Below are 20,042 nucleotides of genomic sequence, written 5' to 3' on the forward strand. Positions count from 1 at the left end.
GTTTTAAAGTGGAAAAACATTCACTATCGGAATTCATGGAATATAGCAGCGAAAAATTCACGAAAAGGGTTATGCTTAAAAAAGGCGAAAGCACTGCTTTTGTCCTGAACTTTGCTCCTGGGCAGCAGCTTCCATCCCATAAGCATCCTGGGACGGAAGTGTTCCTGCTTGTTGTTTGCGGTTCAGGAACATTCACGGTCGATGGGAATGAACTTCAGGTTGATGCGAATGATGTGGTCCATTGCAGCGGGGAAGAAATGCTTGCTTTTAAAAACAGTGGCAGCGAGCCTGTCAGCCTTTATGTAGTTCTGACCAAAGTTCCGTCACCTGAGTATGCGAAAGATATATAATGTGGAAACCGCCTGAACTTGTAATTGGGTTTGTATCCAAATCTTATAAAAGACAAAGGCGGCCTGGAAAGCGGACCGCCATTTTTTATCGTATTTCATTACGCCCTTCCGCCTACCTGCGCCTTCTTCCTGCCTTTTCCAAAGAACCACCAATTCCAGTCGCCAAGCAGTTTCATAAGCGATGGAACCAATACCATCCGGATGAGAGTGGCGTCGATAAAGATTGCAATCGCAATCCCGACGCCAAGCTGTTTAACGGGCATGACTCCGGTGAAAGCAAAAGCGCCGGTTACGACAATCATGATTGCCGCGGCTGAAGTGATGATTTTGCTTGTAGTCGTAAGCCCGAGGATAGTCGCCTTGCTGTTGTCGCCTGTTTCCATATAGTATTCCTGGATACGGGAAATGAGAAAAACCTCATAGTCCATTGACAGGCCAAAAACGAGTGAGAACACAAACACCGGCAAAATCAGTGCGATATCGGCCGGATCCGCCCCAAAATGGCCCTCCTGGAATATATAGACGACAATTCCGAAGGTTGCCCCTAAGCTCAGCATATTCATAATGATTGCTTTTATAGGAATGAGCACCGACCGGAACGCAGCCATGAGGATAATAAAGGTGGAAACAATGATCAAAATTAACCCGTACGGCGCCTTCTCGTATATTTCATCAAAATTTTCCTGTTCAAATTTAATGCTGCCGCCAAAATAAGCCTTTATCCCATAATCCTTTTCGGCCCAATCACGTACCCATTCCCGGGCCTTTTCCGAGTGCTCGCCGGTTTTTAAATATACTTTTACGAGCATTTTGTCGCCTTTTAGAAAGTGTTCTTCCACCTGTTGGAGCTGGGCAAGCCGGCCCGGATCAGCCCCTAACAGCATTTTCGCTCCTGCATACTCTTTGCCGTTCGATACCCCCGCAGCAGTAAAGAGCGATTCTACTGAATCGACAAGCTTACTGTCCATGATTTTTGCGATGGCATTACTTGCCGCGTCGAGATTCTTTTCTTCCGCCATGCTTCCCTCAGATTCAAGGACAACGGTGACTGTTTGGTATTCCCGCTTTCCTTCAGGCTGGAACTCTTTTCGGAATGTCTCGTACGCGGCGCGCGATTCGTAGTTCTTCGGCAGCGAATTCGTTCCGGGGATAGTCAATTGCATATCCTTAACAGGAATTAGCCCCGCCAACAGTATCAGGAGGGAGGCAAGCATCATCAAGACCGGATGCTTCATAACGGTATTCGCAAACTTATGCCAGGCGCTTTTTCGGTTTCCTCGTGGCTTTATTAAAGTAAATTTATTGATCCTTGGTCCAAGAATCGAAAGAAAGGCTGGAAGGAATGTGATTGCGCATAGTGCCGAAACAAAGACGACAATCATTCCGCCCAGGGCGACGTTTTGGAAAATATCAATCTGGATGAATAGCAATGCCGAAAGGCCGATAAAGACGCATAGCGCCGAAAATACAATCGACCTGCCTGCGGTCGCGACAGTCACCTCAATACTTTCCGAAACCGATTTGGTCTCAAGCTCCTCCTTATATCGGTTAATAATTAACAGGGCAAAGTCAATGCTCAGTGCGAGTCCAATCATCGGAACAATATTTAAGATGAAAATGGGCAAATTTGTTGTATGGCTGAAGAAATAGACGATTCCCATTGTCATCAAAATTGAGACGATGCCAATTATCAATGGGACCGATGCGGCGACCAGGCCGCCAAATGCAAGGACGAGGATAACGAGGGCGATTGGCAGGCCGATCATCTCAGCTCGGGCCAAATCTTTTTGGCTTGCCTCATTTAAATCCTTTACAATAATCGGTTCGCCAGTCATTTTTACACTTAATCCCTTTTGGTCTTCCAGGAATGGCTCAAGCTCACGGATTTCATCCGCAAGGCTCCCGGCATCCATGTCGAAGGTTATAACGCCATAAGCATAATTTCCTGTTAACATGCCTTCCCTTTCAAAAGGGGATATGAGACCTGAAGCCGGTTTATATTTTTCAAGCCTAGTAAAGGTATCTTCAATATAGGAATGCCACTTTTCATTTGGAACTTCATGCTTTTTTTCAAAAAGGAGAATAATGGTCGATTCGGGCTGGCCAAAATCCTTTTCAAGAATGTTCCTTGTTTGTTTATATTCGCCGTCGTATTCAAAACCGTTGCCGCTTAAAACCGATGGCAGCTTGAACGCAAAAATGGCGAAAAACACTATTGCCGCCACCCAGACCGCAAGCACCGAATATTTATATTTGTTCGTTAATCTACCGAGCCGTCCCACAGCCTTACCTCCATTTCACTCTCCCGCTATTTGCATTTTGCCATACTTTCAAATGGAAAGAGATAGGTTCCCGCCATTTTTACGAAAATCGTAAAGAATCCCGCCAAGGCCATACATGTCCGACTGCAAACATAACCATGTAAATTGCGCCCCGCTGTCATTTGATTATTTTTTTGGTAAAATTAAGCCATGATACAGGATGCAGGTGATGTGTGTGGAAAAAGACAAATTGTCCAAAATAATAGAGGCGGCAAAGCTTTATTATTTGCTTGATTACAATCAACATGATATCGCAAAAGTACTTGGGGTTTCCAGGCCGACAGTTTCAAGGCTTCTACAGGCTGCAAAATCGGAAGGAATCGTCCAGATTACGATTAAGGACCCGATGGAAAATGTGGAGAGCCTGGCAAAAGCCCTCGAAGAGATTTTTGGCCTGAAAAAGGCTATTGTCGTCTCTATTCCGCAGTATGAAGGTGCAATCATCAAAACATTTCTGGGAGAAGCGGCGGCGGCCTTTCTCAATGAGATCGTCGTGGATGGCGATATTATTGGGGTTACATGGGGAACGACCATTTACCATGCGGCGGTTGAATTGAAGCAAAAAGCGGTGAACAACGTAAAAGTTGTGCAGTTGAAGGGAGGAGTCAGTCATTCGGAAACGAACACATACGCGTCCGAAATTCTCTACCTGTTTGGCAAAGCATTCAATACCGCTCCACACTATCTGCCACTTCCGGCAATTGTCGACCATCCAGTCGTGAAACAGGCAATGGAGGCTGACAGGCACATCAAAAGAATCCTGGACCTCGGCAAACAGGCGAACATCGCAATGTTTACAGTTGGTCCGGTCAGGGAGGAATCGCTCCTTTTTCAGCTTGGGTATTTTTCGCAGAGCGATTTGGATTCTCTATATGGGAAGGCTGTCGGGGATATATGCTCAAGATTCTTTGACAGTGACGGGATGATTTGCAATGAAAGCCTGAATGGCCGGACCCTTGGCATTGACCTTGATGAGTTGAAAAGAAAAGACCACTCCATCCTTGTGGCTGGCGGACAAAACAAAATTGAAGGAATTTATGGGGCATTGAAGGGTTGCTACGCTAATATCCTCGTAACTGACCACTTTACAGCGCAATTCCTTCTTGAAAAAATTGGGGAAAATACAAGATAATTGTTTTACATTTGTTCATATTTATTTTTACAAATGTTCGTTAGGTTTGGTATAGTAAAAATTGAACAAAAGGAGGAATTGATATGTCTCAAAAAATTGCAGGCATGATTGACCATACATTATTGAAAGCAAATGCAACGAAACCGGAAATTATTAAGCTTGCCGAGGAAGCAAGGGAATATAAATTCGCTTCGGTATGCGTAAACCCGACATGGGTAAAAACAGCTGCCGAGGTACTAGCTGATACGCCGGATGTCAAGGTTTGCACGGTCATCGGCTTTCCGCTTGGTGCCAACACCCCTGAAACAAAAGCTTTCGAAACAAAGAATGCGATTGAGAATGGAGCTTCCGAAGTCGATATGGTCATCAACATCGGTGCTCTGAAAGATGGAGATGTTGATTTGGTCGAGCGCGATATCCGCTCAGTTGTCGAAGCGGCAAAAGGAAAGGCGCTAACAAAAGTCATCATTGAAACAGCATTGCTGACGGATGAAGAAAAGGAAAAGGCTTGTGAGCTCGCGGTAAAAGCAGGCGCTGATTTTGTTAAAACTTCCACCGGATTTTCCACGGGAGGGGCGAACGAGGCGGATATCCGGCTGATGCGTTCCGCGGTCGGGCCTGAAATCGGCGTCAAGGCGTCCGGAGGCGTCAGGGGCAGGGAAAGCGCCCTTAAGCTGATCGAGGCGGGAGCAACGAGAATTGGTGCAAGCTCAGGAATCGCAATCGTAAAAGGCGAAACTTCCGACAGTTCCTACTAAACTTAACCCATAAAGAGGTAATTAAATGAAAGAAATTTTAATGGCGCTGGCAGGAGGCATGCTCGTTGGGCTTCTGTTTAAATTCCTCAAGCTGCCTTTGCCTGCTCCGCCAGTATTTTCAGCAGTAGTTGGAGTCTTCGGTGTTTATTTCGGCGGAGTGGTTTTTGATTGGTTACAAAGGTTTTTCCAAAGCTAAACATACGGGGAGTGGACAGGATGAATGAAAAGGAGTTAATCCAAGAAGCCATTAAAGCAAGGGAGTTTGCGTATATCCCTTATTCCAAATTTGCGGTAGGAGCTGCTCTATTGTCTAAAGATGGCCAGGTGTTCCGGGGCTGCAATATTGAAAATGCCGCCTACTCAATGGCCAATTGCGCTGAACGAACTGCGATTTTCAAAGCGGTTTCCGAAGGGGTTACAGAGTTTAAAGCAATTGCCGTTGTCGCTGATACAGACAGGCCATGTTCGCCATGCGGAGCCTGCCGTCAGGTGATCGCGGAACTGCTTGGGCCGGAAGTCGATATTATCCTCACCAATCTAAAAGGCGAAGTTTTGCGCGTCCGCTCGGAGGATATTTTGCCAGGAGCATTTCTTCCGAAAGACCTCGAATAAAGTTATCCTAAAGCCGGCTGCCTGCCGGCTTTTTGCATCTTATCTATTTCGAAACAAACGGATTTCCCGTTATCCAGAACCGCCAGGGCTAGTCCTTTGCTTCCCCAGAGTTGCCAATCCCGATTCTCGTCCCGGTGGAAATGGATTCGGGGACAATTCCTTTAGCGATGAAAAGAGGAGGTTCCGTTAATTTTCTTCCATAGTCCTCCATTGTGATGCCAAGTGCTTTCGTCAGCTTCCCCGGTCCGCTTGTCAGTTTAATGGTTTGGTCCACGCCCCTTCGTTCATGCATGAGCTCCTCCCCACATACAGGCTCGACTGCCCTGATTAACACTGCCTCCGGATTGCCCTCGCCCCCGCTAACCACATTGACAAGGCAATGAGTATGCATGACATACGTATAAGCCCTTCCAGATTCTCCGAACATCACTTCTGTCCGCTTTGTCCGCCTGTTCAGATAACTATGTGCCGCCCGATCGCCAGGGCCAATATACGCTTCGGTTTCAGCGATATATCCTGCTGCAAGCCCTTCCGTCGTTTCCTTTGCCAAAATGCATCCCAGTAGGGAACGGGCGAGGGCAAGTGTCGGCTGTTCGAAAAATTCCCGGTCAAGGGGAACAAAAACAGAACAGTTTTTCCCATTGTGATTAATGTCCATGAAAACCTCCAATTTGGCTTTTTTTAAAACGCTTCCCCTCCAAAGAGGATTTTAACCCGGGAAAAAGGGAATTTAGTACGAAAGTACACAAAAATGTCTTTTTCTTCCGTTAATTTCCTGCTTTGTTCTGTTGTTTCCAAGCTGTGCAACTACTAAACTAGAAAAGGACTACACTACTAAAACTGACATTGTTCGGGAAAACTCCCTAAACGAAACATTTGGAGTTGATTAAATGGAATTGAAAAAATTCGAAAAAATGCTGCTTGATAAAATAAAGAATCAATTATCGGACTGGTTTGATGTTCAGGGAGCAAGCATGCCAACTGACGCCGACCTTTTCCGGTTCCTCCACTCGATTAAAGGCACAGCGGGAACGGTCGGGCTTTTCGCCTTCACGGATTTGGCAGAAAACCTGATGGCGCAAATAAATGAGGACGGCGCCAGGCAATGGAAACAGGAAAACTTGAAGATATTTTTAAACGGGCTAGTCAGCCTTACATATGAATTTGAGAATGATTCACGCCAGAAAAACGATGATCTTGCCTCGCATTTGCCGGTGATCCAAATCATCAGCGAGGATATTTCCGGGATCGTGCTCGTCAAAGAAGCCCTTGAGGAAAATGGCTGGATTGTCATGCCTTATACCGCTCCTGAAAAAACGCTTAGAAGCAAATATGACTTCAAGCCGGACCTCATCATCCTGGACACCAGGGAAAGGCTTGGGGTCAGCATGCTGGATGGCCTTGAAAAGCACCATGCTAATTCCTTTATTCCTAAACTAGTAATTGGCGGCGCCGGGAGCTGGAAGGAAAGGGTGGAAGCCTACAATCGGGGGGCGGATGATTTTATCGAAATCCCTTTTGAAATTGAAGAGCTAATCGCCAGGGCTGGCCGCCTGTTAAAGAGAAAAGAACTATTTGACCAAACCGCCCTTCTGGATGAATTGACCGGACTTTATAATCGAAGATTCCTTCATGATATTTTTAAACGGAATATCGCGGCCCTTTCAAGGACAAAAAAAGAATTTTGCTTAGCCGTTCTGGATATCGACCACTTCAAGGAAATTAATGATGAGTTTGGGCATCTAACGGGAGACCGTGTGTTGGCCTCAATTGCCTCCCACATCAAGGAAAGAACAAGGGGAACCGATAGTTCATTCCGCCTGGGTGGGGAGGAATTCGCAATTATCCTGCCTGGAACGGGGATTAAGGAAGCGGCGGCCATCCTGAACAGGCTGCTTGATGAAATCGGGAACCTAGTGTTTATGGAAAACGGCAAATCTTTTTCGGTTTCCTTTTCAGCGGGGGTTATTCCGATAAGCAATGAGTCGACCACATTGGAGGAAGCAATTGGCAGGGCGGACCGTTCGCTTTATATTGCAAAAGGAAATGGCAGGTCACAGGTGGTCGCTGCCGAGGGAAGCAGCGGGGAGCCTTATAAAAAACCTCTCCATATCTCTGTAATAGATGATGATGCGATTATAAGGACTATGCTTTCAAAAATTATTAAGAGAATGGAAGTTCCCGGTTTTCAAACTGATATTGAAGCCTTTGGCAACGGCATGGCGTTTTTGGATTCAAACCGCCTTCGGCTTGATGGAGAGCACTTCCTAATTCTTGATGGAGTCATGCCGGTAATGGATGGGCTTGAAGTCCTTCAGAAGGTAAGGAAGGAAGCGATGGGAACGTCGGTGAAAGTGCTTATGCTGACCGGGCGCAAGAACGAATACGACATTGCCAGGGCGCTGAAGCTTGGCGCCGATGATTATGTGACGAAGCCCTTCAGCTTAACAGAGCTCGAAGCGCGGATTAAAGTTTTGATCCAGAGGCCGAATTAATGGCAGCTGAACTGTATGCACTTTCAATCTTGGCGGCACTGTTAATTGGCACCCTTTTCCTGCTTCTTCTCTATCTCGCCATCAGGAAGATAGTGGCGAAAAAGAAACGGGAACAGGTAAATGAATACAAGGAAAAATACAATCCCTATCTTTTTGAATATATAACCGAAGGCACCATCTCGAGAAAACTTGTTCCAAGGAGCAGCGTCGAGAAGAAAGCCGTAGAGGAGCTTCTTGCGAAATACGCGGAAATCCTTGAAGCGGGTGAAGAGCGGAATAACCTGACGGATTTGGCTGTACTCCACCTTACCGATTATTATCGCGGCAGGCTGAAAAGCCGTAAATGGAGTTCAAGGATGAATGCCCTCTATTATATAGAGAACTTCAAGATGGACACTCTCCTGAAGGACCTGTTTTCGATGCTCGGGCAGAAACGGACGTCACGGGATGAACTAATCCACATTTTGCGTATTCTTGCCAACTTCCAGTTCATTAACCTTTATGAATACTTGAACAGGAAGTTTTCTTTCCTATCGGAATTTGAATGCCGCAATATCTTAATCAGGCTCGAGGATGGACATTTCGACCAATTTACGCTTGGCTTCCACCAGGCAAGGGTGGATCTGCAACATGCAGTCCTGGATGTAATAGGCGTTAAAAAAGACATCCGATACTTGGCTTTCCTCGAATCTATTTTCCAATCGTACAGCGGTGAAACAAGATTGCGGGCACTGAAGGCAATCGCTTCGATTGGATATGTGAACAATCTTGATGAATACCTTCCTCTCGCATACTCTACCAGCTGGGAAGAACGGATGCTTACCGCTAGGATCATAGGTTCGATGAGGGACGAAAAAGGGATTTCAACCCTCGTGGAGTTAATCCATGACCGTATTTGGTGGGTCCGTTCCCAGGCCGGGCAGGCACTGGCCAAGTTCCGGGAGGGCTCCGCGATTCTCCAGGAAATTGTTGATACAACAAAGGATCCGTTTGCCAGGGACATGGCCATTGAATGGATCAATAAAGGAGTTTAACGATGGCTAATCTTGAGTGGCTCGACTTTGTAACGTTTTTCGGCTGGTTCATTGCCATTTATATGTGCGGGGTAATCGTTTTTTATGGCATTATTCTGTTTTTCTCCGTGGTGCAGCTTCGAAAAGAATCGCAGCTTGACAGGGATCAGGCATACATGGAGTATACAAACGAAATTTATACTAAGCCGGTATCAATCATTGTCCCGGCATACAACGAAGAGGCGGGGGGCGTCCAAAGCGTCCGTTCACTCCTTTCCTTGAACTACCCTCTTTTTGAAGTCATTGTAGTAAACGACGGTTCAAAGGACCAGACACTTGAAAAAATGATTGATCATTACGAGATGAAGGAAATAACCAAAGTCATCCGGAAGCAGCTCGTTTCAAAGCCAATCAGGAAAATCTATCAATCTACTCTCCTCCCTAACCTTTATATGATCGACAAGGAAAATGGCGGTAAAGCGGATGCACTGAATGCAGGGCTGAATTTTTCAAACTATCCTTATGTTTGCTCCCTTGATGGTGATTCAGTCCTTGAAAACGATGCTTTCCTGAAGGTCATGAAGCCTATCATCGATTCGGATGAGGAAGTCATTGCATCGGGCGGGAGCGTCCGGATAGCGAATGGCTGTGAAATCAGGGATGGGCATATCCTCAAGATCGGCATTTCGGACCATCCTCTTGTCATAATGCAAATCATCGAATATTTGCGGGCGTTTTTGATGGGGAGGATCGGGCTGAGCCGCCATAACTTGCTGCTGATTATTTCCGGCGCGTTCGGAGTTTTCTCCAAGCGATGGGTAATAGAAGCGGGCGGCTACAAGACCGATACAGTCGGGGAGGATATGGAACTGGTCGTAAGGATGCACAGGCTCATTAAAGAAAAGGGATTGAAGAAAAAAGTTGTGTATGTCCCAGATCCTGTCTGCTGGACAGAAGTACCGGAAGACATGACCACTCTCCGTCGGCAGCGCAGCAGATGGCACCGCGGATTATTTGAAAGCCTTTGGGCACATCGAAAACTAACTTTGAATCCGAAATATGGATCGATTGGCTTCGTTGCTTTCCCTTATTTCTGGCTCGTCGAGTTCCTCGGCCCAATCGTGGAGCTATCTGGCTATTTATTCGTCCTGCTCTGCCTGTTCTTAGGCGGAAGCTATTTTGAATTCGCTATCCTCATCTTATTGCTTTCGCTACTTTATGGTTCGGTCATTTCCATGGCCGCTGTCCTGCTTGAAGAATGGTCTTTGACAAAGTACCCTCAAGTGCGGAACATCGTGAAGCTCTTTCTGTATTCCCTCACCGAAACAATCTGGTACAGGCCGCTTACAGTCCTTTGGCGCTGTGAAGGGATATGGCAGTTAATCAAAAGGGATAAGAGCTGGGGAGAAATGAAAAGAAAAGGTGTATCGCAATGAGACTAATTAAAAATAAGCCAAGATTTATTGTTGTCCTGATTACAGCAGTGTTTTTAGCAATGCTGACTGCCCCTTTTTGGCTCTGGCAGCTAAAGCCGTCAAAGGAATTGAATGTTTTCATTATCGATAAAACCGTTCCGGACAAGTCTTACCGGGAACATAATGGGCTCGTCTGGATATTGAACAATGAAAAATACAGGACTGATGAAGGAGAGGCCTATTCAGCCAATACACGCTATAGCGGCTTTAAGCCGGGGGATAATGGGAAATTCAGCACAATTGGCCTGCCCGAGAATTTAAATAGGCAGGATGTACTCTATCTTGCAGACCAGTATGGCGTATATGAGGAAGAGTTCCTCGGGAAAAACCAGCTTGGCAAACGTTCGGAAATGCTATACGGCGGGCTTCAGCCGGAAGAACTCGACCAAATTGAGAAGACGCTTCATACAAGTGAAGGTATGACGTTTATCGCAGAATTCAATACATTTGGGAGCCTGGCAACTGCCGAAGTTCGTTCAAGGATGTCCAACCTTCTCAACGCCGACTGGACTGGCTGGATTGGCCGCTATTTCCCTGACTTGGCAAGCAAGGAAGTGCCAGTCTGGGCAAAGGAAAAGTATGTCGAGCAAACAGGCGGCTGGACTTTTTCCGGTCCTGGCTTCATGTTTGTGAACAAGGAAGACTACGTGGTGGTTGCTCCTGAAAAGGAGTTGACCGGAAAGGGCGCGGATTTCACTTTTACAAAAGCGGGGGAAAAAAGGTTTGGGCGCAAACTCGATGCCACGTATCAATACTGGTTCGATATTATTGAAGCAAGGGATAGCTCAGAAATACTAGCTTCCTTTAGCCTGCCCATAAATCCAAAGGCGAGGGAGCGGCTGGAAGGGTTCGGGATACCTTCTGTGTTCCCCGCGGTCGTTTCCCATGTGAATGCGCGATTCACCTCGTATTATTTTTCTGGTGATTTTGCAGATGAGGGTGAAGTTCCTTCCATTTATCAGACCAGAGGGTTCACTGAATGGAAGGAGCACTTCGGTACAAAAGATTCGTTTTATTGGAAGGCATACGTCCCAATGATGAAAAACCTATTTAAACAGGGGCTTCATTCAGGTGTTAAACAGGAGGAAGTTGAGGTTTCCGAAAGTGGCGGCGTAAAGACAAACAGCAAGACTGGCAGTGATTATATCCAGATAAAACGGGATGGAAAATGGGAAGACATACTCATTAAAGGCGTTAATATGGGTATTGCAAAGCCTGGGCATTTTCCGGGGGAGGCAGCCATCACAAAGGACGAATATGCTCGCTGGATCAAGGCAATCGGCGCAATGAATGCCAATGCCATCAGAATCTATACGCTGCACCCACCTGCATTTTATGAAGCGTTAAAGGAATATAACGAAACGGCCAAAAAGCCTCTCTACCTGTTCCATGGGGCATGGGTAAACGAGGAAGAGCTTGTAAAGGGCCAGGATGCCTTCTTAAGTATAGCGGACATTAAAACTGAGATTACCCATTTGATAGATATCATCCATGGGAACGCTGATCTGCCGGAGAGGCGAGGGCATGCATCAGGCTCGTATACCGCCGATATTTCGAAATACGTTCTAGGAATCATGGCGGGCATTGAGTGGGATCCGCAAATGGTTGTGTCAACAAACGAAAAGCACAAAGGGATGGAGCAATACAAAGGGGCCTTTTTCAGAACGGAAGCGGCAAGCCCATTTGAAATTTGGCTCGCCCAGGTGCTTGATTACGCGGTAAAGTATGAAACAGAAAAGTATGGTTGGCAACATTCAATGAGCTTTACGAACTGGGTTACGACCGATTTGCTCACCCATCCGTCCGAACCGGTTAAAGAGGAGGATCTCGTCGCTATAAACCCAAACCACATTGTCGCCGGTAAAGATTTTAAAGCGGGGATGTTTGCTTCCTATCATATTTATCCATATTATCCTGACTTTCTGAACCTTGAGGAATCCTACTTGAAGTATAAGGATGCTGAAGGAAATCCGAACAATTATGCTGGTTATTTGAATGAACTGATCAAGGAACACATCATGCCCGTGGTGGTTGCGGAATTCGGGGTTCCTTCTTCAAGGGGCCTGACGCATTCCAATCCGTTTGGAATGGGGCAGGGGAAGCATTCCGAACAGGAACAAGGAAAAATTAATGCAACTTTGTTCAAGTCGATCGTCCATGAAGGATATGCGGGCGGCATTGTCTTTTCGTGGCAAGATGAGTGGTTCAAACGGACCTGGAATACGATGGATTTTGATAATCCCAACAGAAGGCCATTTTGGAACAACCAGCAAACGAATGAGCAGCACTTTGGGCTTCTCGGTTTTGATCCGGGATTGAAAGGGGCTTCCTTATATCCGGATGGGAGAGCGGAAGACTGGAAAAAACTTGGGAATAAACCGGCCTATGAAGGCGGAAAGGGATCCATAAAGGAAGCCTATATTGCAGCGGACGCAGGCTATCTCCATTTCATGCTGAAGCTTAACGAGCCTGCCGACCTTGAGAAGAAGCCAATCCGGCTCCTGTTGGATACAGTACCGGGCCAGGGCCAGACAAGGATAAAAAATGAAGGCGGCGAAGCGCTTGAGTCCACGACAGGAGTAGATTTTCTTGTAGACCTCGCTGGTGAAGGAAAATCGAGGATATTGGTCGATAGTTATTATGATCCTTTTTACTACGAATATGGACACCGACTGAAAATGATACCGGAAAAGCCGTATGCGGGTAAAAAAGACAATGGTGTATTCCATCCAATCAGGCTCGCCCTGAATAAAAAAATGATCCATCCCCTTACAAAGGATATATTGCCTTTCGAGGATTACGAAACCGGGCTGTTGGCTTATGGAACCGCTAATCCAAATGACAAGAACTATAATTCCCTTACTGATATTAGCATAAGCGGTAATGGAAAAATCATCGAAGGCAGAATAGCTTGGCAGTTATTGAACATAAAGGACCCAAGCCAGAAGGAGGCAATGGGTGACTTTTGGGCCGGTGGCCTTGAGGAAAATAGTGTATCGATTGAGGGAATAAAGATTGCTCTCACTCAGACAAAGAATGGAAAGATGGAAAAGGCATTTCCGGCAAACAATGGCGATTGGTATGATTTCAACTGGAATAAATGGCAGGAGCCTTCCTTCCATGAAAGGCTGAAAGCATCCTACTACATTATGAAGGATATCTACAAATCGATTGAATTGGAAGGGGAACGGAAATGAAACGAATTTTATTCGCTGAAGACGAAGAAATTTTAAGGATGCTGGTAATGGACACTCTTGAGGACAGCGGCTTTTTGATTGATGAAGCGGCCGATGGCCAGGAAGCGCTCGACCTCATCAATGAAAATTTTTATGATTTAGTTATACTTGATTACATGATGCCTGTTTACACGGGTCTTGAAATTATCGGGATCATCCGCGATAAGGCAAGGAGCGAGGGGACCAAAATCGTGATGCTGTCAGCGAAAAGCCAGCAGTATGAGCAGGAAAAGGTACTCGCCGCAGGGGCGGATTACTTTATTTCAAAGCCCTTCAGCCCGGCGCAGCTTTTGGGAAAGGTCGAGGAAATACTGAATGGCGAAAATTAGGGATTATGTGAACAAAAGCCTTTCGAGAAGATTTGGTGTTATGATGGGCGCGTTCCTTGTCTTTTTCCTCGTTGGAACTGGCATTCTGCTTTCCATCCTTAATGTACTGAGTAGTTCCTACACAGAGGAAAGAACCGCCCTCAAGAAAAAGACAATGGCGGCCCAGTATATTAGTGAATCTTTCAACCAGGCTTTCTTTGATGCAAGGGGATATATGGCTTTCGGCAATAAAAATATGAGAGATAGTACAATTACAAAGGAAGAAGAAATTAGAAGGTTTTCCGATGATTTTGGCCTGAAGGCTTCATCAGAAAGTGATTTAGTATTCCTTCAAAAAGTGAAGGATTTTTCTGACTATTATTTTGGCGAAGTCCTTCCGCCTGTATTTACGGCATATGAAAACGGGGCGCAGGGGCATGAGCTTGCAGAGGCAAATCCTGAAGTTACCAAGAGGGTAAGGGACTTTAAAATCTACCTAAGCGATTATCTGACCGGGCTCGAGGATGAGTTGGACGACCGGTACAGCAAGCTGATACGAACGCAAACGTATGTGATGTTTACATTTTTATTATTTATTGTTGGAATCCTCCTTACAGTTCTGGCCATAACAAGGTTGATGCTAAACCAGGTTGGCAAGCCCCTTTCCGAGCTTTCCGCCGCCGCAAATGACATTGCCGATGGTAAACCGGCCATTCTGCCAAGGGTGGAAAACAGGGAGGATGAGATAGGGGTTCTTTCACTCGCCTTCCGGGTCATGACCGAAAAAGTAATGGAAAAGGAAAAGGATCTGCTTGAACAGAACAATATGCTAATTGATCAAAAGGAAGAGCTCCATGCCCAGCAGGAGGAGCTTGAAAAGACGCTCCTCGTATTAAGAAAAAATGAGGCAAAGCTTAGCAGCAGAAATGAATTGATAAACAGGATGTCCAGGTCGATGAACAAAAAAGAAGTGCTTGGCAGCGTTATTTCAAATATGTGCAAAATCCTGAATGCGGATAAGGGGATTATTGTGCTGATATCCGATTATTCCTTTGCAGCCGAGGGCGTTTCCCTGGAGGGAAGCAAAAAATTTATTAGGCATTTAAAGGAAGGAATGCTTGACAGACTTGACACTGAAAAAGGAGCTGTTTTACTCAACAGGCGAACGCAGCCAGAGGAGGAAGGCCTGCACGAGGAAAGCTTTTATTGCCAGGACCTATATTTGCCAATCTTTTCTGCTGAAAAGGAAATAGACGCGGTCATGTGTTTCACCCGAATGGGCCGGCCATTCAGCGAAGAGAATTATGAGGATTGGCGTGTATTATCTAAAAATATTGGGATAGCGGTTGATAAAATAGCACTTTTTGAACTATCCGAAAGGGAAAGAAGGCTCAATCAAAGTATTCTTGATTCAATAAAGGAAGGAGTCCAGCTCGTTGATAAAGCCGGTATGATCCTCCAGGTAAATGGCCAATTTTGTGAAATGTTTGGTAAGGAGGACAGACAGCTGCAAGGAATGGACCGAGAGCAATGGACAACCATGCTGGATTTCTTTATTGAAGAAAGCGGTGATTTTCTCATCTACTTAAATGAAGCCTTTTCTGGCGAAGAAAATGGGGAGTCAAAAACCTTTACCTATACAAAAAAGGATACAGGCCAGGTTATCAAGGTTTACAGCGAGGCAGTTGGCCACGGTGGCGAAAGGCTTGGAACTGTTTTTGTCCATAGGGATATTACAAAGGAATTCGAAGTTGACCAAATGAAATCAGAATTTGTCAGTACTGTAAGCCATGAATTAAGAACGCCGCTCGCCAGTATTCTTGGCTTTAGTGAGCTTATGCTGAATCGGGAACTGAAGCCCGATCGGCAAAAAAAGTACACAGCTACAATTTTGAGCGAGGCCAAGCGGCTGACAAGCCTTATTAATGATTTCCTTGACGTACAAAAAATGGAAGCCGGGAAAATGAATTATAACAAAAAGCCGACGGACATAATTGAGGTACTTCATCATGTTGTTGAAATTTACAAAGATACGACTGCAAGGCATGAAATCCACTTAGATGCTCCAGATGAGGCACACATTGTCGGGGACAAGGAAAAGCTTGGCCAAGTTTTTAGGAACCTACTTAGCAATGCGATTAAGTATTCACCCGATGGCGGGGTGGTTAACATCTCGGTTTATCGGGACAAAAGCAATATCCATATTGATATTACAGACTCTGGAATCGGGATTCCTGAGGAAGCGATTGGCAAGCTATTCACGAAGTTTTATCGGGTTGACAATTCGGACCTTCGAAAAATAGGAGGAACAGGCCTTGGCCTTGCCATTGTCCATGAAATTGTAAAAGCGCATCGTGGTGATATTAAAATCAGCTCTGTTCCCAATTGGGGTTCTACCTTTACGGTAACGTTCCCTGCCTATATGGCAAAAATAGATGAGAAGTCTGACACAGAGGAAGGCAATAGTTCTGGTTACCGGGTAATGGTGATTGAGGATGACTCCAGCCTTGGTGAGCTTATTGTCCAGGAACTAAAAGAAAATGGCTTTCGAGTCAATTATTTTGCCAATGGAGCAACCGCTCTTGAAGCAATGGGGAAACAGCCGCCAGACGCTCTTGTCCTTGATATTGTCTTAGAGGGAGGGGGGCTGGACGGATGGGAAATAATGAACAGGATGAAGCAGAGCGCCAACCTGAAAAACATTCCAATAATTATTTCCAGTGCCCTGGATGAAAAAATACGAGGGCTGAACCTTGGTGCCCATGAATATCTTGTGAAACCATACAAACCGAGCCAGCTGTCAAAAACCATCATGCAAACCCTTTTAAATTTGGGTAAATCCGGCCAAATTTTCATACCAGGCAAAGGAAATCAAGAATAAAAAAATGAAACACAAACAGCCCCTGTAAAAAGGGGCTAATTGTCATGGAATCTTCCTGATTTTATCTGATTATTTAAGGTATAATAGATGTGTTTAGAGATTTACGATGGGAAGGGACATTAGAAGGGGCGGAAAAAATGGACATGAAGAAAGAATACCGTATCGAAAAAGACTTCCTTGGGGAAAAGGAAGTGCCAATTGAAGCCTATTATGGGGTTCAAACGATGCGGGCGGTTGAAAATTTCCCGATTACTGGCTATACAATTGACTCAAGCCTTATTAAATCGATGGCAGTTGTAAAAAAGTCTGCGGCCATGGCCAGCAGGGATACAGGCCAGCTTGACCACGAAATTGCCAACGCAATCATAGCTGCCGCGGATGAAGTAATAGAAGGAAAATGGCATGACCAATTTATCGTCGACCCAATCCAGGGTGGCGCGGGTACATCAGTTAACATGAATGCGAACGAGGTTATTGCCAACAGGGCCCTTGAACTGCTTGGAAAGCCAAAGGGCAGCTATCAATACATTAGCCCAAATACGCATGTTAATATGGCACAGTCGACAAATGACGCGTTTCCGACTGCAATTCATATTGCAGTGCTCTCTTCTCTTGAAGGGCTCTTGAAAAATATGGAGTCGCTTAACGGGGCGTTTGTTGAAAAAGCGAAGGAATTTGACGATGTTATCAAAATGGGAAGGACGCACTTGCAGGACGCCGTCCCAATCAGGCTTGGCCAGGAATTCCAGGCGTATGCGAGAGTACTTTGGCGGGATATTGAAAGAGTCACGAATTCAAGGACACATCTTTACGAGGTAAATATGGGTGCGACAGCAGTCGGAACCGGTTTGAATGCCGATCCGGCCTATATCGAAAAAGTTGTCGGCTACCTTGCCCAAAACAGCGGTTTTCCGCTTATAAAGGCGGAACATCTCGTCGATGCAACCCAAAATACAGATTCCTATCTCGAAGTTTCGGCCGCGCTTAAAGTGTGCATGATGAATATGTCGAAGGTTGCGAATGACCTGAGATTGATGGCCTCCGGCCCAAGGGCGGGCCTTGCTGAAATCACACTGCCGCCACGCCAGCCGGGATCGTCGATCATGCCGGGCAAAGTTAATCCGGTTATGGCGGAAGTACTGAATCAGGTTGCATTCCAGGTTATCGGCAATGACCATACCATTTGCCTCGCTTCGGAAGCTGGCCAATTCGAGTTGAATGTCATGGAACCCGTTCTTGTATTCAACCTCCTGCAGTCGATTAAGATCATGACAAATGTCTTCGATGTCTTCCGCAAGTATTGCCTTGAGGGAATTGAGGCCAATCGTGAAAGGCTTGAGAATTACGTCAATAACAGTGTCGGCATCATTACGGCAATCAACCCGCATGTGGGCTACGAAGTGGCTGCCGCGATTGCAAAAGAGGCCATTGAGACTGGAAAGTCGGTCCGTGATCTTTGTATCGAGAAACAAGTTTTGACTGAGGCTGAGCTTGACGCCATCCTCCATCCATTTGAAATGACTGACCCTGGCATTGCTGGGAAAGAGCTTTTGAAAAAGAAAATATTGGTTGAGGCTTAATCAAAAAACAAGAGGCATCTTCGAAAACTGAAGATGCCTCTTGTTTTTACATAAGCTCCGCGGCGAGACTGTATATGACGCTTCGTGACAAAATTACCGGTTTAGAGGTATGGGCCTGGGCGATTGTTTTCATTTCTTGGGTATAGCCCATGCAATCAAGGACAATTGCCATGGTAGGAAGCTCGTCCAGTTGCTTTACTGCGTCTATCATAATTTGTTCACTAAATGAATAGGGAGAGCAGGCTGCCGGGCGGGCCTGAAAGCCTGCTTCTCGCCATTTATCGGTAATTTCTCCGCCCTGTTCAGTTAGAGGAACGATTACCCCAAGTAGACCTTCCCTTAACAATCCTTTAACAGCATAATTGAGTAGAAAGTCTGGATAAATAATAGGGATGTTACTTTTAAATAAAGGAAATCTTCCGGTACATGCAAGAATGATGAGGGAAGCTCCTTCGCCGTGCAGTTCATCTATCAATTCTTGGATGATTGGAAGGACCTTTTCCTTTGCCATTATCGCACTATTTCCGCTCCGTAGGCGAGAAATGAGGACTGTGTGTCCTTTTTCCGGCTGAAGTTCCCGAATTTCTTCAACCGTTTTTCCATCCAGGACGCCCTTTTCCACAATCCTCGTTCCAGCAGGAAGGTGCCTCCTGATATCCTCAATCATATCATCCCTTGGTGTTTGGCCAATTGTAATCACTCCGACCGATTTTTGCATGCCAATCACCTCTGCATACCATCATAGGCTTTAGTCCCGTTGATATAGGTTGCCACAACCGTTGAGCGGCTGTCGAAAGGGTGGTGCGACCAGAGGACAAAGTCGGCATCTTTGCCGGCTTCGATGGAACCGACACGGTCCTCTATACCTACGAGCCTTGCTGCTTCACTTGTTATGCTTTTTAAAGCCGCCATTTCATCAAGCCCATATTTTACAGCTTCCGCGGCGCAAAGGATTAAATAGTGAATGGGAATAAATGGATGGTCGGTCATGATGGCAAAGGGAATTCCCGCTTCGTGAAACATTTTTGGAGCGGCTGGCGTTGAATTTCTCGTTTCATACTTCGTAGAAGGAAGCATGAATGGCCCGAGGGTGACGCTTGCGCCGCAATCCTTTATCGCATCCAGCATCAGATGGCCTTCTGTACAGTGCTCCAGAGATAAAGAAATTTGAAACTCCTTAGCAATCCTGATTGCAGTTGCAATATCATCAGCACGATGGCAATGAAGGTGGAGCGGCATTTTTCCCTCCAAGACTTCAATAAATGGACTGAGGTCAGTCCTTCTTTCCATGTGGGAGTCCCGTTCCCCTGAAGAAAGCTCCATCGCTTTTTGAAAACCATTTCGGATGATTTGCGCAACGCCCATTCTCGTATAAGGGGTTTTATTATAGGATTGTCCAAAGACATTCTTTGGATTTTCCCCGAGCGCGCCTTTTAATCCGCTTCTTTCAACAATTAGCATTTCTTCGAGTGAGGAACCTCCTGTTTTAAGAATGCTCCATACACCGCCTATCGGATTGGCGCTCCCAGTACCGGTTTGAACGGTCGTTACGCCGCCTTTCCTTGCGAGTTGAAATGAAAAATGGTTTATATTGATGCCATCGATGGCGTCCATTAACGGAGTAAATGGCTCGGAGTATTCACATGCGTCGTTGACATGCTCATCAATTTCACCCCAGATTCCCACATGGGTATGGATGTCGATCAAGCCCGGGGTGATAACCAACCGGGATGCATCTTCAATCGTCGCATCGGCAGGTATGTCAGTATTTGCTCCAACCTTGATAATTTTCCCATCCTTTACCCATAAATCGGCGTTTGAGAAGACTGTATTTTCCTTATCCATTGTATAAATTTTAGCACCGCGAAATATAGTAAGCAT

The 20,042-nt window shown here is 45.8% G+C and carries 16 protein-coding genes; 12 read left to right on the top strand and 4 right to left on the bottom strand.

Features of this window, described 5'->3' with window-relative positions; all coding sequences use genetic code 11:
* Positions 1–8: 8 nt before the first annotated feature.
* Positions 9–350 (top strand): cupin domain-containing protein, encoded by a 342-nt coding sequence (locus V1499_RS04255; protein WP_409274054.1) that lies wholly within the window; start codon positions 9–11, stop codon positions 348–350.
* Positions 351–448: 98 nt separating this feature from the next.
* Here V1499_RS04255 and V1499_RS04260 read toward each other — a convergent pair whose 3' ends face one another.
* Entirely contained in the window at positions 449–2,632 is a 2,184-nt protein-coding gene (locus V1499_RS04260; protein ID WP_409274055.1) for an MMPL family transporter, read from the bottom strand.
* Positions 2,633–2,846: 214 nt separating this feature from the next.
* Here V1499_RS04260 and V1499_RS04265 point away from each other — a divergent pair, with 214 nt between their 5' ends.
* The 4 genes from V1499_RS04265 to V1499_RS04280 all read left to right on the top strand — a co-directional run bounded on the left by V1499_RS04265 (position 2,847) and on the right by V1499_RS04280 (position 5,173).
* Positions 2,847–3,803 (top strand): sugar-binding transcriptional regulator, encoded by a 957-nt coding sequence (locus V1499_RS04265; RefSeq protein WP_409274057.1) that lies wholly within the window; start codon positions 2,847–2,849, stop codon positions 3,801–3,803.
* Positions 3,804–3,886: 83 nt separating this feature from the next.
* A complete protein-coding gene (gene deoC / locus V1499_RS04270) occupies positions 3,887–4,561 on the top strand; it encodes a deoxyribose-phosphate aldolase (RefSeq protein ID WP_409274059.1) in 675 nt (224 codons plus the stop codon).
* A gap of 25 nt (positions 4,562–4,586) precedes the next feature.
* Positions 4,587–4,757 carry a DUF1427 family protein gene (locus V1499_RS04275; protein ID WP_316572472.1) on the top strand — a complete coding sequence of 57 codons (171 nt, stop codon included), beginning with the start codon at positions 4,587–4,589 and terminating at the stop codon, positions 4,755–4,757.
* 20 nt (positions 4,758–4,777) lie between these two features.
* Positions 4,778–5,173, top strand: coding sequence for a cytidine deaminase (locus tag V1499_RS04280; RefSeq protein WP_316572471.1), 396 nt, complete (start codon positions 4,778–4,780; stop codon positions 5,171–5,173).
* Between the two features lie 88 nt (positions 5,174–5,261).
* Here V1499_RS04280 and V1499_RS04285 read toward each other — a convergent pair whose 3' ends face one another.
* A complete protein-coding gene (locus V1499_RS04285; protein ID WP_409274061.1) occupies positions 5,262–5,831 on the bottom strand; it encodes a DNA-3-methyladenine glycosylase in 570 nt (189 codons plus the stop codon).
* A gap of 232 nt (positions 5,832–6,063) precedes the next feature.
* Here V1499_RS04285 and V1499_RS04290 point away from each other — a divergent pair, with 232 nt between their 5' ends.
* The 7 genes from V1499_RS04290 to aspA all read left to right on the top strand — a co-directional run bounded on the left by V1499_RS04290 (position 6,064) and on the right by aspA (position 18,161).
* A complete protein-coding gene (locus V1499_RS04290; protein WP_409274063.1) occupies positions 6,064–7,668 on the top strand; it encodes a diguanylate cyclase in 1,605 nt (534 codons plus the stop codon).
* Positions 7,668–8,702 carry a HEAT repeat domain-containing protein gene (locus V1499_RS04295; protein WP_409274065.1) on the top strand — a complete coding sequence of 345 codons (1,035 nt, stop codon included), beginning with the start codon at positions 7,668–7,670 and terminating at the stop codon, positions 8,700–8,702. The genes V1499_RS04290 and V1499_RS04295 overlap by 1 nt, the downstream gene beginning before the upstream one ends.
* 2 nt (positions 8,703–8,704) lie before the next feature.
* A complete protein-coding gene (locus tag V1499_RS04300) occupies positions 8,705–10,117 on the top strand; it encodes a glycosyltransferase family 2 protein (protein WP_409274067.1) in 1,413 nt (470 codons plus the stop codon).
* Entirely contained in the window at positions 10,114–13,353 is a 3,240-nt protein-coding gene (locus V1499_RS04305; RefSeq protein WP_409274069.1) for a hypothetical protein, read from the top strand. Before V1499_RS04300 ends, V1499_RS04305 begins: the two co-directional genes overlap by 4 nt.
* On the top strand, positions 13,350–13,721 hold the full coding sequence (locus tag V1499_RS04310) for a response regulator transcription factor (protein ID WP_409274071.1): 372 nt from the start codon (positions 13,350–13,352) through the stop codon (positions 13,719–13,721). The genes V1499_RS04305 and V1499_RS04310 overlap by 4 nt, the downstream gene beginning before the upstream one ends.
* Entirely contained in the window at positions 13,708–16,581 is a 2,874-nt protein-coding gene (locus V1499_RS04315) for an ATP-binding protein (protein WP_409274073.1), read from the top strand. The genes V1499_RS04310 and V1499_RS04315 overlap by 14 nt, the downstream gene beginning before the upstream one ends.
* Positions 16,582–16,718: 137 nt before the next feature.
* Positions 16,719–18,161, top strand: a complete 1,443-nt coding sequence (gene aspA, locus V1499_RS04320; RefSeq protein WP_409274075.1) for an aspartate ammonia-lyase — start codon at positions 16,719–16,721, stop codon at positions 18,159–18,161.
* 46 nt (positions 18,162–18,207) lie between these two features.
* Here aspA and V1499_RS04325 read toward each other — a convergent pair whose 3' ends face one another.
* Both V1499_RS04325 and V1499_RS04330 read right to left on the bottom strand, forming a co-directional pair.
* Positions 18,208–18,879: an AroM family protein gene (locus V1499_RS04325; RefSeq protein WP_409274077.1), complete on the bottom strand. Its 672-nt coding sequence runs from the start codon at positions 18,877–18,879 to the stop codon at positions 18,208–18,210.
* 5 nt (positions 18,880–18,884) lie between these two features.
* Positions 18,885–20,042 (bottom strand): amidohydrolase, encoded by a 1,158-nt coding sequence (locus V1499_RS04330; RefSeq protein WP_409274079.1) that lies wholly within the window; start codon positions 20,040–20,042, stop codon positions 18,885–18,887.

The organism is Neobacillus oceani (assembly GCF_046237595.1).
Lineage (GTDB): Bacteria > Bacillota > Bacilli > Bacillales > Cytobacillaceae > Bacillus_D > Bacillus_D oceani.

What these genes read in the sequence shown, in the direction of transcription:
- V1499_RS04325 (WP_409274077.1), bottom strand. Translation starts at nt 18,879, where the DNA reads ATGCAAAAATCGGTCGGAGTGATTACAATTGGCCAAACACCAAGGGAT.
- V1499_RS04300 (WP_409274067.1), top strand. Translation starts at nt 8,705, where the DNA reads ATGGCTAATCTTGAGTGGCTCGACTTTGTAACGTTTTTCGGCTGGTTC.
- V1499_RS04295 (WP_409274065.1), top strand. Translation starts at nt 7,668, where the DNA reads ATGGCAGCTGAACTGTATGCACTTTCAATCTTGGCGGCACTGTTAATT.
- V1499_RS04290 (WP_409274063.1), top strand. Translation starts at nt 6,064, where the DNA reads ATGGAATTGAAAAAATTCGAAAAAATGCTGCTTGATAAAATAAAGAAT.
- V1499_RS04315 (WP_409274073.1), top strand. Translation starts at nt 13,708, where the DNA reads ATGGCGAAAATTAGGGATTATGTGAACAAAAGCCTTTCGAGAAGATTT.
- V1499_RS04310 (WP_409274071.1), top strand. Translation starts at nt 13,350, where the DNA reads ATGAAACGAATTTTATTCGCTGAAGACGAAGAAATTTTAAGGATGCTG.
- deoC (WP_409274059.1), top strand. Translation starts at nt 3,887, where the DNA reads ATGTCTCAAAAAATTGCAGGCATGATTGACCATACATTATTGAAAGCA.
- aspA (WP_409274075.1), top strand. Translation starts at nt 16,719, where the DNA reads ATGGACATGAAGAAAGAATACCGTATCGAAAAAGACTTCCTTGGGGAA.
- V1499_RS04305 (WP_409274069.1), top strand. Translation starts at nt 10,114, where the DNA reads ATGAGACTAATTAAAAATAAGCCAAGATTTATTGTTGTCCTGATTACA.
- V1499_RS04275 (WP_316572472.1), top strand. Translation starts at nt 4,587, where the DNA reads ATGAAAGAAATTTTAATGGCGCTGGCAGGAGGCATGCTCGTTGGGCTT.
- V1499_RS04330 (WP_409274079.1), bottom strand. Translation starts at nt 20,042, where the DNA reads ATGCTTACTATATTTCGCGGTGCTAAAATTTATACAATGGATAAGGAA.
- V1499_RS04285 (WP_409274061.1), bottom strand. Translation starts at nt 5,831, where the DNA reads ATGGACATTAATCACAATGGGAAAAACTGTTCTGTTTTTGTTCCCCTT.
- V1499_RS04280 (WP_316572471.1), top strand. Translation starts at nt 4,778, where the DNA reads ATGAATGAAAAGGAGTTAATCCAAGAAGCCATTAAAGCAAGGGAGTTT.